Source organism: Amycolatopsis sp. NPDC006131 (assembly GCF_040614175.1).
GTDB classification, from domain to species: domain Bacteria; phylum Actinomycetota; class Actinomycetes; order Mycobacteriales; family Pseudonocardiaceae; genus Amycolatopsis_E; species Amycolatopsis_E tucumanensis.
Window position 1 is genome coordinate 24037 of sequence record NZ_JBEXTX010000085.1, and the last position, 11576, is coordinate 35612.

Annotated in this window: 9 protein-coding genes and 1 tRNA gene; 6 read left to right on the forward strand and 4 right to left on the reverse strand. The window is 72.2% G+C overall.

Annotation, left to right across the window (positions count from 1 at the left end; translation table 11 throughout):
* The first annotated feature begins 20 nt into the window (after nt 1-20).
* Entirely contained in the window at nt 21-380 is a 360-nt protein-coding gene (locus tag ABZ215_RS32155) for a MerR family transcriptional regulator (RefSeq protein ID WP_354953953.1), read from the forward strand.
* Here ABZ215_RS32155 and ABZ215_RS32160 read toward each other — a convergent pair whose 3' ends face one another.
* From ABZ215_RS32160 to ABZ215_RS32170, 3 genes are all read right to left on the reverse strand, one after another.
* Nucleotides 381-3245, reverse strand: a complete 2865-nt coding sequence (locus ABZ215_RS32160) for a BTAD domain-containing putative transcriptional regulator (protein ID WP_354953955.1) — start codon at nt 3243-3245, stop codon at nt 381-383.
* A gap of 56 nt (nt 3246-3301) precedes the next feature.
* Nucleotides 3302-3895: a TetR/AcrR family transcriptional regulator gene (locus ABZ215_RS32165; protein ID WP_020419421.1), complete on the reverse strand. Its 594-nt coding sequence runs from the start codon at nt 3893-3895 to the stop codon at nt 3302-3304.
* A gap of 81 nt (nt 3896-3976) precedes the next feature.
* Nucleotides 3977-4903, reverse strand: a complete 927-nt coding sequence (locus ABZ215_RS32170) for an acyl-CoA desaturase (RefSeq protein ID WP_020419422.1) — start codon at nt 4901-4903, stop codon at nt 3977-3979.
* A gap of 185 nt (nt 4904-5088) precedes the next feature.
* Between ABZ215_RS32170 and ABZ215_RS32175 the strand changes: the two genes are divergently transcribed.
* The 5 genes from ABZ215_RS32175 (at nt 5089) to ABZ215_RS32195 (ending at nt 10359) form a co-directional block, all read left to right on the forward strand.
* Nucleotides 5089-5160 (forward strand) — tRNA-Gln (locus ABZ215_RS32175).
* A gap of 139 nt (nt 5161-5299) precedes the next feature.
* Nucleotides 5300-6940, forward strand: coding sequence for a GGDEF domain-containing protein (locus ABZ215_RS32180; RefSeq protein WP_020419423.1), 1641 nt, complete (start codon nt 5300-5302; stop codon nt 6938-6940).
* A gap of 44 nt (nt 6941-6984) precedes the next feature.
* Nucleotides 6985-8466, forward strand: a complete 1482-nt coding sequence (glmU, locus tag ABZ215_RS32185; RefSeq protein ID WP_020419424.1) for a bifunctional UDP-N-acetylglucosamine diphosphorylase/glucosamine-1-phosphate N-acetyltransferase GlmU — start codon at nt 6985-6987, stop codon at nt 8464-8466.
* Complete coding sequence (locus tag ABZ215_RS32190) at nt 8456-9436, forward strand: ribose-phosphate diphosphokinase (RefSeq protein ID WP_027936077.1); 981 nt, start codon at nt 8456-8458, stop codon at nt 9434-9436. Before glmU ends, ABZ215_RS32190 begins: the two co-directional genes overlap by 11 nt.
* A gap of 71 nt (nt 9437-9507) precedes the next feature.
* Nucleotides 9508-10359 (forward strand): TIGR03621 family F420-dependent LLM class oxidoreductase, encoded by an 852-nt coding sequence (locus ABZ215_RS32195; protein WP_354953957.1) that lies wholly within the window; start codon nt 9508-9510, stop codon nt 10357-10359.
* Here the strand turns inward: ABZ215_RS32195 and ABZ215_RS32200 are convergent.
* On the reverse strand, nt 10348-11337 hold the full coding sequence (locus ABZ215_RS32200; RefSeq protein ID WP_354953959.1) for a hypothetical protein: 990 nt from the start codon (nt 11335-11337) through the stop codon (nt 10348-10350). The genes ABZ215_RS32195 and ABZ215_RS32200 overlap by 12 nt on opposite strands.
* Nucleotides 11338-11576 lie beyond the last annotated feature (239 nt).

Consider the following 11576-nt stretch of genomic DNA (forward strand, 5'->3'; position numbering starts at 1 on the left):
GACGGTCTGGAGGAGGGCTCATGCGCATCGGGGAGCTGGCGGAGGCCACCGGGGTCAGCACCCGGTCTTTGCGGTACTACGAGGAACAGGGGCTCATCCGCTCGTCGCGCACGCCGGGCGGGTGGCGCGACTTCGACAGCTCGATGGTCGAGCGGGTGGTCCTGATCCAGCACCTGTTCGCGGCCGGCCTGTGCAGCGCCACGGTCAACGAACTGCTCCCCTGCCTGGAGGCCCCGCCCGAGGAGCGCAACGGCGTGCTGGAGGAGCTGCTCGCCGAGCAAGCCGAACGCCTGGAAGCCAAGCGACGCGACATCGAGCGCGAGCTGGACATCCTGCGCGCCCTGCGCACGGAAACGGCCCTGCCCGGCCACGCCGCCTGATCAACGACCCGGCCCCTCACACGCCGCCAACCCCGCACCCGCCCGCACCCGTTCCACGTGATCACCCGAGGTCCGGGCCAGCACCACCTCGAACTGCTCCCGCGCCCCAGACACGTCCGCGACCGCGAGCAGGCTCGCGCCCAGCCGGTTGCGGATCTCCAGCTCCAGCTGCGGCCGGGTCCGCTCGGTGACCAGCGCGAACGCCCTCCGCTGCAGCTCCAGCGCCGCCTCCGCATTGCCGAGCCCGGACTCCGCCGCGCCCCACATCGACAGGCAGTCGGCGGTCAGCGCGATGTCCCCGGCCTCCTCGGCGGCCCCCGCGGCCCGGCGCAACGCGCCCACTGCTTCCGCGTGCCGTCCGACCGCCAGGTGGAACTTCCCCAGACTCCCCACCGCCATCGCCACCGCCCGCGGCCGCCCGATCTTCTCGCCGAACGCGACCCCCTGCTCCAGGCAGGCGCGGGCCTCGCCGAACCGGCCGAGCCGCAGGTGGGTCAGGCCGATGTTGGCGACCGCCATCCCGCACAGGAACGGGTCGTCCAGCCTGCGCCCCAGCTCGTGGGCCTCGTGCAGCAGGGCGAGCGCCTCGCCGGTGTCGCCGCACGCCACCGCGAGCGTGCCGAGGCCGCAGAGCGCGCGGGCCTCCTCCCGGCGGTCCCCGGCCTGCCTGCTGATCCGCAGCGCCTCGTGCAGCCACGGGCGGCTCCGCTCGTAGCGGCCCTGCATGCCCTCCGCGACCCCGAACCCGAACCGCACCGCGGACCGCATCCGCGGGTCGGCGCACTGCTCGGCGAGCGGGAGCGCGATCTCCAGCGCCGCGCGGCACTCGTCGTAGCGGCCCTGCCGGACCAGGTACTCGACGAGCCCCTCGGCGATCCAGCACGCGTGGTCCGCTTCCCCGGCCTCCGCCGCGTAGCGGACGACGTCCGGCAGCTCGCCGCCTGCCGAGTCGAGCCAGCCCGCCGCGTCCGCCCAGCCGGTGAACGGCACGTCGTCCACCGGCGGCCCGCTCGACGGGTCGTGGACGCCCCAGTCGCTCGCGATCCGCGCGGCGGCCGCGTACAGCCGCAGCACCCCGCCCCTGGCCGCGGGCTCGTCCGCGCCCAGCCGCCGCGCGAACACCGCCACCAGGTCGTGCAGCCGGTAGCGCCCCGGGGCCGGCTGCAGCAGCAGGCTCGCGTCCACCAGGCGTTCCAGCGAATCCCCCGCCACCGGTTCGGCTAGCCCGAGCATCGCGGCCACCGCCCGCGCGTCGAACTCGACCGTCGGCGCCAGCCCGAGCACCCGGAACGTGCGCTGCTCGGCGGCCGCGAGCTGGCGGTAGGACAGCCGCAGCGCCGCCTCGACGCCGTGGTCCTCCGCGGTCAGCTCGCCCAGCCTGCGCTCGTCGTCGGCGAGCCGCTCCACCAGGTGCTCGACGGTCCACATCGGACGGTTCTGCAGCCGGGCGCCCGCGATCCGCAGCGCCAGCGGCAACCCGCCGCACAACCGGACCAGCTCGCGCACCGCGCCGGGCTCCCGCCCGACCCGCTCGGCACCGACGACCCGGCGCAGAAGTCCTTCCGCGGCAACGGCGTCGAGCACGTCGAGCGACACCCGGCGGTCGGCGGGCAACCCGGTCAGCCGTTGCCTGCTCGTCACCAGCACCGTGCTGCCCGCGCCGGAGGGCAGCAACGGCCGCACCTGCTCGGCGCTCTTCGCGTCGTCGAGCACCAGCAGCAGCCGCGAGGACGCGGTCGCCGACCGCCAGGTAGCGGCCAGCTCGTCGACGTCCGGCCCGACCGGCCCGGTGTCGACGCCGATCGTCCGCAGCAGCCGGGCCAGCGCGTGCGCCGGGCGCAGCGGCTCGTGCCCCTCGGTGTGCCCGTGCAGGTCCAGGTGCAGGCAGCCGTCCGGGAAGTCCGGGCGCAGCACGTGGGCGGCGCGGAGGGCGAGTGCGCTCTTGCCCGCGCCCGCGACGCCGTCGACCGCAATGACGGTCACCAGCTCCGGGTCGCCCGGTTCGACGAGCCGCGCCAGCTCGTCCGCACGCCCGGCGAGTTCGCCGCCGTCCGCGGGCAACTCGTTGCGGGGCGGGCGTTTGCGCGTGACGCCGAGCGCGACGTCGTCACCACGCAGCACCGCCTGCTGCACCCGGCGCGGTTCGGCGCCCGGCTCCACGCCGAGGTCGTCCACGAGGCGGCGGCGCAGCCCGGTGAACACGGCCAGCGCGTCCGCCCGCCGTCCCGCCGCGTACAGCGCGCGCATCAGCAGCGCGGCCAGCTCCTCGTGGTGCGGGTGGACGCCGGCGAGCGCGGACAGCTCGTCGATCACCTCGCCGTGCCGTCCCAGGCGCAGCTGCCACCCGGCCTTCCCGAGCTGCAGCGCGATGCGGCGTTCGGTGAGCCGGAGCCGGTGCCCGTCGAGGAAGGGGCCGGGCAGCCCGGTGAGCGGCTCACCGTCGAACAGGTCCAGCGCGTCCGCGGCGGCGCGCACCGCGACGGCGAGATCACCGGCACGCTCGGCGGCCGCGGCCTCGGCCGCGATCCGGTCCAGGGTCGCGGTGTCCACCTCGGCGGCCGCCCCCACGAACCGGTAGCCGCTGCTGTCGCGGGCGATCACGGAGTCCGCGGGCTCGTCTTCACTCGCGCGCAGGCACTTGCGCAACCGGTGGACGTAGACCGGCACCACGCGGCGGCCGGTGCCCGGCGGTTCGAGGCCCCACACGTCGTCGAGGAGCTCACCTGCGCCGACCACCACGTCCGGGCGCAACACGAGCGCGGCGAGCAGGGCTTTCTGCCGGACCGGGCCCAGGTCGAGGGGCTGGTCGCCGCGCCAGGCCCGGAGCGGGCCGAGCACACTCAGCCGGAGCCGGCCCCCACTCACCACACCGCCCCCAACGCCGTGCTGTCGACTCGTGGCGCAGTGTAGCGGGAATCCGGTCAGTCCAGGCGCAGTTTGGGCTTGTGCTCCAGGTGCGACAGCCCGTTCCAGGCCAGGTTGACCAGGTGCGCGGCCACCTCGTGGCGCTTGGGGCGGCGGGCGTCGAGCCACCACTGCCCGGTCAGGGCGACCATCCCGACCAGCGCCTGGGCGTAGAGCGGCGCGAGCTTGTCGTCGTAGCCGCGTGCGTCGAACTGCTGCGCGAGGATGTGCTCGACCTGCATCGCGATGTCGTTGAGCAGCGTGGAGAACGTGCCGGAGGCGCTGGCCACCGGCGAGTCGCGGACGAGGATGCGGAAGCCGTCGTGCGACTCCTCGACGTAGGCCAGCAGCGCGCCGGCCGCCTGCTCGAGCATCGCCCTGGGGTGCCCACCGTGCAAAGTGGACACCATGCGGTCGAGCAGGGACTGGGTCTCGCGGTCGACGACGACGGCGTAGATGCCTTCCTTGCCGCCGAAGTGCTCGTAGACCACGGGTTTGGAGACGTTCGCCCGGTGGGCGATCTCCTCGATGGAGGTGCCGTCGAAGCCCTTCTCGGCGAAGAGCTTGCGGGCGACGTCGAGCAGTTGCTGCCGGCGTTCCGCGCCCGTCATCCGGACGCGGGGCACCGGCCCCGGAGGCCGCACCCCGGTGGCCTCACGCTTCGCTCGACGTCGTCCCGCCACCCGGAGAGACTATTCCGACGACAGACGTGCCAGGCGCTGCGGGGTGGGCCAGCGCACGTTGTGCACCCACCCGAGCTTCTCGAACGCCCAGATCACGCGGGCCGAGATGTCGATCTGGCCGCGCTTGACACCGTGCCGCGCCGAGGTCGGGTCGGCGTGGTGCAGGTTGTGCCAGGACTCGCCGAAGGACAGGATCGCCAGCGGCCAGAAGTTGGCCGACTTGTCGCGCGCCGCGAACGGCCGCTCACCGATCATGTGGCACACCGAGTTGACCGACCACGTCACGTGGTGCAGCACGCACACCCGGACCAGCCCGGCCCAGAAGAACGCGGTGACCGCGCCCCAGAACGACCAGGTGATCAGGCCGCCGAGAAGGGCCGGCAGCGTCAGCGTGAGCAGCGTCCACAGCCAGAACAGCTCGTCGACCTTCTTGATGGCCGGGTCCTTGAGCAGGTCCGGGGCGAACCGCTCGGCGTTGCTCGTGTCCCGCTCGAACAGCCAGCCCATGTGCGCGTGCCAGAAGCCCTTGGCGATGGCCAGCGGCGAGGTGCCGAACGCCCACGGCGAGTGCGGGTCGCCGTCGCGGTCGGAGAAGGCGTGGTGGCGGCGGTGGTCGGCGACCCAGGTGATGACCGGGCCCTGCACCGCGAAGCTGCCGGCGATGGCCAGCGCCACGCGCAGCCACGGCTTGGCCTTGAACGAGCCGTGCGTGAAGTAGCGGTGGTACGAGACGGTGATCCCGAGCCCGCTGATGACGTAGAAGGCGATGAACAGCCCGACGTCCACCCAGCTCAGTCCCCACCCCCAAGCGAACGGCACGGCGGCGATGAGCGCGGCCAGCGGGAGTATCACGCCGAGGTAGACCGAGAACTGAACACCGGCGCCTCGCTGACCGGCGATGACCGGTTTCGGGCCCTTGGTCTGAGGTGGTTCCATTACCGGAGTGGATGTCATGCGCAACACTTCTTCCTACCTGGGCAAACCCTGAGAAAGGTCGTCCTAACCTACGTTTCCGTAAGTTACGGTACAGGAGGTTTTGCCCCCTGGGGAGCCGTTCAAACCTCGGACACAACCCCAGGACTGGCGCGGTTTTTCGACGTCGCTATCCTGACCAGGCACGATCCGCCGTGGTGTAATTGGCAGCACCTCAGATTTTGGTTCTGATAGTTCAGGTTCGAGTCCTGGCGGCGGAGCTGCCGTGCCCTACCCCGACGTGCCCGAAGGGGGTGCGCCACGCTGCAAGGCGAGAGCAGACCGAAGACCAGGCGGCCGGCACTGGCCGAGCTCTCCGATGCCTGGCTGGCCGGGCGCGCCCGGGAACTGATCGCCGCCGTGCAGCACACGGAGCACGGCGAGCAGCTCGAGATCGTCCGGACGATGGACGAGCTCCTCGACGAGGCCCAGCGCCGGGGTGAGCCGGTACTGGTCTCCCAGCTCCTCCGCGCGGCGTCGCTGGGCAGGCTCGTCACCCGCGGTCTCGCCGCCGAAGCCGAGCCGCTGCTCGACGAGATGCTGGCCCACACCCGCCGCCACGGCCTCGCGTTGTTCCGCGCCGACGCCCACGCCCTGCGCGGCCGCCGCCTGGTGCTGGCCAAGCAGGAGGACGCGGCGCTGACCGAGATCGCCAGGGCGCTGGCGATCCTGGACGATTCGAACACGCCGGACATGCACATGTCGCGCCGGGAGTGGGCCAAGGCCCAGTCCAGCGCGCTGCTGGACTGCTGGATCGTGCTCAACCAGCTGGGCGTGTACGAGGCGGCCGAGGAGGTCATCGCGAGGGCCCACCAGGCCATCCGGGAGACCGCCGGTCCGCACGAGATCACGCTGCAGCTGATGAACCGCATCAAGATGCTGCTGGGCTGGGGCCTGCGGCTGGAGCGGGTGGCGCGGCACGAGGAGGCGGCCGCGAAGTTCAGCACGGCCGCCTCGATGGCCGTCGCGGTCGAGGCCCCGTTCGCCGAGTCGCTGTTCCCGCGGAAGATCGGCGTGGCCGCGGTCGACCAGGTGGGCGTGCTGGCGGCCGCCCTCGCGCTGGCCGCGCCGGAGCCGGCGCACGTCGACCGGCTGCGGCGGTTGCTGATCGAGCCGGGCTACCCGCACGAGCAGGTCATCGTCACGATCGCGCTGGCCCGCTGCCTGGAACACGCAGGCCAGCACGACGACGCGCTGAAGGCGCTGCACGCCACGAAGCTCACCCTCGCCGAGGACAACTCGATGCCGTCGATGAACCTGCACCTGATGCGGGAGATCGCGCGGCTGGACAGCGACGCCGACAGCGAGTCGTCGCGGGCGCTGGCGGAGTACTCGGCCGCGCTGGAGGTCGAGCTGTGGCACATGCGGGAGTCGCAGCTGGCGACCCTGGACACGCGCCGCGAGCACGAGCGGCTGTCCGCTCAGCACGGCGCGATCAGCCAGCAGGCGCTGCAGGACCCGCTGACCGGTCTGCCCAACCGGCGCGCGCTGGACGAGCACCTGCGCACGCTGTCCGCGTCGACCACGGCCCAGCCGCTCGCGGTCGCGCTGATCGACCTGGACGGCTTCAAGGGCGTCAACGACCAGCATTCGCACGCCGAGGGCGACGACGTGCTGCGCGTGGTCGCCTCGACGCTGCGGGACGCGTTGCGCGGTGACGACATCGTGGCCCGCTACGGCGGCGACGAGTTCGTCGCGCTGCTGCCCGGCGCGCCGGTCTCGGCGGCCAAGCAGGCGCTGGGCCGGGCGGTCACCGCGGTCGACTCGCTGCCCCACCACCTGTCGCACGGGGTAACCCTTTCGGTGGGGCTGGTGTCGCTGCGCCCGCAGGAGCGGGCCGACCAGGTGCTCGCCCGCGCCGACGCCGCGATGTACCAGGCGAAACGCGGCGGCGGGAACCAGGTCGCGACGGCCCAGTCGACGGCGGGCGAGTCCCTTATCGCAGAGGCGGAACCCGGCTCCGAGGGCGACCCACAGCCGGCTGCCAGGCAGGACACGTAGGATCGGGCCCCGCCACCACCCGTCCCGTATTCGTTGGGAGTGCCGTGACCGGCCCGCTGAGCACTGTCATCCTCGCCGCGGGCGAGGGCACCCGGATGCGTTCGAACACCCCGAAGGTGCTGCACCCGCTGGCCGGGAGGCCGCTGGTCGAGCACGCCGTGCGGGCCGCAGCCGGGCTTTCGCCGGACCACCTGGTCGTCGTCGTCGGGCACGGCCGGGAGGCCGTCACCGAGCACCTGGGCAAGGTCGGCGAGGCGCTCGGGCGGCCCGTCGCGACCGCGGTGCAGGAGAAGCAGAACGGCACCGGCGACGCGGTTTCGTGTGCTTTGTCCGTTCTGCCGGAAGGACTTTCGGGCACAGTTCTCGTCAGCTACGGCGACGTCCCGTTGCTGGACACCGAGACCATGGCCGCGCTGCTGGCCGAGCACCGCGAGAACGGCCACGCGGTCACGGTTCTGACGTCCGTGGTCGCCGACCCGACCGGTTACGGCCGGATCGTGCGCGACGCGGCCGGCGCGGTCACCGCGATCGTCGAGCAGAAGGACGCGTCGCCGGAGCAGCTGGAGATCGACGAGATCAACTCCGGCGTCTACGCGTTCGACGCGGCCGTGCTGGCCGACGCGCTGACCCGGCTGTCCACCGACAACGCACAGGGCGAGCTGTACCTGACCGACGTGCTGGCGATCGCCCGCGGCGACGGCCGTGGCGTCGGCGCGCTCGTCGTGGACGACCCGTGGCTGACCGAGGGCGTCAACGACCGCGTCCAGCTCGCCGCGATCGGCGCGGAGCTGAACCGCCGCCTCGTGCAGCGCTGGCAGCGCGCCGGGGTGACCGTGGTCGACCCGGCGTCGGTGTGGCTGGACGTGGACGTCGAACTGGCCCGTGACGTGGTGATCGAGCCGGGCGTGCAGCTCAAGGGCGGCACGAAGGTCGGCGAGGGCGCGGTGATCGGGCCGGACACGACGCTCACCGGCGTCACCGTCGGCGCCGGCGCCCAGGTGGTCCGCGCGCACGGCTACGACTCCGAGATCGGCGCGGGCGCGAGCGTCGGCCCGTTCGCCTACCTGCGGCCGGGCACCAAGCTGGGCGACAAGGGCAAGATCGGCACGTTCGTCGAGACCAAGAACGCCGACATCGGCACCGGCACGAAGGTGCCGCACCTGACCTACGTCGGGGACGCGACGATCGGCGAGTACAGCAACATCGGCGCGTCCAGCGTGTTCGTCAACTACGACGGCGTGCGCAAGCACCACACCACCATCGGTTCCCATGTCAAGACCGGATCGGACAACATGTTCGTCGCGCCGGTCACCGTTGGTGACGGTGCGTACTCGGGCGCTGGCACTGTGATCAGGCGGAACGTCCCGCCGGGGGCGCTGGCGGTGTCGACTGGACCACAGCGCAATATTGAAGGCTGGGTGCCCCGGCGCAGGCCGGGTACTCCAGCGGCGGAGGCGGCTCAGGCTGCGCTCGCCGCGCAGGAAAACAAGGAAGAGACCGAGCGGGAGTCGTCTGATGAGTCCTAAGTCCGGCACGCCGAAGAAGAACCTGATGCTCTTCTCCGGCCGCGCACACCGGGAACTCGCGGAGGAGGTCGCTGAGCACCTCAACGTGACGATCACCCCGCAGACGGCGCACACGTTCGCCAACGGCGAGCTGTTCGTGCGTTTCGAGGAGTCGGTCCGCGGCACGGACGCCTTCGTCATCCAGAGCCACACCACGCCCATCAACGAGTGGGTGATGGAGCAGCTGATCATGGTGGACGCGCTCAAGCGCGCCAGCGCCAAGCGCATCACCGTGGTCATGCCGTTCTACCCGTACGCGCGGCAGGACAAGAAGCACAAGGGCCGCGAGCCGATCTCGGCCCGGCTGATCGCCGACCTGTTCAAGACCGCGGGCGCCGACCGGATCATGACGGTCGACCTGCACACCGCGCAGATCCAGGGCTTCTTCGACGGACCGGTGGACCACCTGTTCGCGCAGACCCTGCTGGCCGATCACATCAAGAAGACCTACGGCGACGCCGACATCGCCGTGGTCTCGCCGGACTCCGGCCGCGTGCGGCTGGCCGAGAAGTGGGCCGCCCAGCTGGGCGACCGGCCGATCGCGTTCATCCACAAGACGCGTGACCCCGACAAGCCGAACCAGGCGGTGGCCAACCGCGTCGTCGGCCAGGTCGAGGGCAAGCTGTGCATCCTGGTGGACGACATGATCGACACCGGCGGCACGATCGTGAAGGCCACCGACGCGCTGCTCGCCGAGGGCGCCGCGGACGTCGTCATCGCGACCACGCACGGCATCTTGTCCGACCCGGCCACCGAGCGGCTGTCCAACTGCAAGGCGCGCGAGGTCATCGTCACGAACTCGCTGCCGATCGCGCCGGAGAAGCGGTTCCCGAACCTGACGGTCCTGTCGATCGCGCCGCTGCTGGCGGAGGCGATCCAGCAGGTGTTCGAGGACGGCTCGGTCACCAGCCTGTTCGACGGCAACGCCTGAGTTCTCCCCTGGCCCTTCCGCCGCTGGCGAAACCCGCGGCGGAAGGGCTTTTTCCTGCCTAGCGTCACGGCATGACCGACTACCGCTTCGGTGTTTCCCTGCGGTTCCTGACCGGGCGCGACGACTGGGCGGCCAAGTGCCGTCGCGCCGAGGAACTGGGCTACGACACCATCACCATCCCCGACCACCTCGGCATGCCCGCGCCGTTCCCGGCGCTGGTCGCCGCCGCGCACGCGACCGAGCGCGTGCGGGTGGGGCACCTGGTGCTCAACGCGCCCTTCTACAACCCGGTGCTGCTGGCGCGGGAGGTCTCCTCGACCGCGCTGCTCACCGGCGGCCGGCTGGACGTCGGGCTCGGGTCCGGGCACATGAAGTCCGAGTTCGACGACGCCGGGCTGCCGTTCGCGCTGCCGGCCGAGCGGATCAAGCACCTGGCCCGGACGATCGAGGTGCTGCGGGACCGCCTGGACGACGCGCCGCCGCTGTTGATCGCGGGCAACAGCGACGGGGTGCTGCGGCTGGCGGCGGAGCACGCGGACATCGTCGGGTTCGCCGGGTTGAAGCACGCGCGCGGCTACCCGCCGGGGACGTTCGACGTGGCTTCCGCCGCGGAGCTGGACGACCGGGTGGGCTTCGTGCGGTCCGCGACCACGCGGCCGCTGGAGTTCAACATGCTGATCCAGAACGTCGTGGTGGCCGACGATCCGGTTCCTGCCCTGGAGGAGTGGCTGGCCGGGGTGCCGTCGGAGCTGGGCTGGTCGGCCGCCCGGCTGGTGGACGCGCCGCAGATGCTGGCCGGGACGCCGGAGCAGATCGCGGCGACGATCCGGGCGATGCGCGAGCGGTACGGGTTCACGTACTTCACGGTGTTCGAGATGTCGATGGAGGAGTTCGCGCCGGTGATCCCGCTGCTACGGGCCTAGCTCGGCGGCGATGTCGCGGTTGAGCGCGCCGGGGTCGACGAGGGCGACGGGTTCGGCGGTCACCGACGGCGCGGCCTGCAGCCTGGTCGCGCCGTCGGCCCGGGGCAGCGTGAACTTGACCGAGCAGGAGACGTCGGCGGCGGTGTCCAGCGGGAGGACGACCTCCCGTTCGCAGGTGCGGGTGCCGAGGGCGTCGGAGGTGACGGCCGAGGTGAGGCTGACGCGCGCGGCCGCCCCGGGGGCCGCGCCGAGCAGGCGATTGTCGACGCGGACCGTGTCCGTGCAGGCGCCGCCGGCCGTGCAGCGGAGTTCGTGGTCGGTGACCCTGGCGGCGACGACCGGTCCGGCGATGAGGGGCTGCCCGAGTTCGGCCACCCCTTCGTCGAGGCGTTCGCGCAGGCCGGGCAGGTGCACGTCGCCGAGGGCGATCTCGTGCGGCCCGAACTGGCCGGCGATGGGCCCGAGGAAAGCGGGCGGGAAGCTGAGCACGCGGTGGGGCGAGGTGGCGGTGACGCGCAGACCGCCCAGGTCCAACGCGCCGCCCACTTGGACGGGCAGCACGCCCACGGGCAAGGCGGCCCGCAGCGCGGCGGCCACGACTTGGGGCGCCATGAGCCGCCCCGGGTCGAACGGCACCCCGCGGTCCGCCCTGGTCCACTGGGAGCCGAACCGCTCGGCGCGGGGCGCGGACATGCCCTGCCGCTGCCAGTAGGCCGGGGAGGCGCGGACGTAGAGCGAGCCACCCACCCGGAGGGCCCGCACGGTGTCGTCCTGCACTGGAACCTGCCCCTCGACGAGCCCGCCCTTGGTGACGGTGAGGGTCGCACCAGGAACCCGATACGCGACGGCGGCTTCCCCGGCGAGGGTTGTGAGGGCCTCGTCGACGGCGGAGCGAGGATCCGGCGAGGCGGGCCGCTGGGGAGCCTCACAGGCGACGAGCAGGACGAGGACGAGCACCGCGAGACCGCGCAGGCGCATCCGGCCTCCTCGCTCACCAGTGGAACGGCAGTTCGTGAATGAGACGCACTTTCAGGTTCCGGAGTTCCTGAGGGGCCAAGCTGTCATCCGATCGGTTTACACCGCGCGCCAACCGCCGCCCGGAAACGCAACGAGAGCGGCCAACCCAACCAGACCTCCCCCGCCCCCGATCCACAGCCGATCTTTAGTCGCCGACCAGGGTTGTCAAGGCACGCTTTCCCGCCTTGACAACCCTGCTC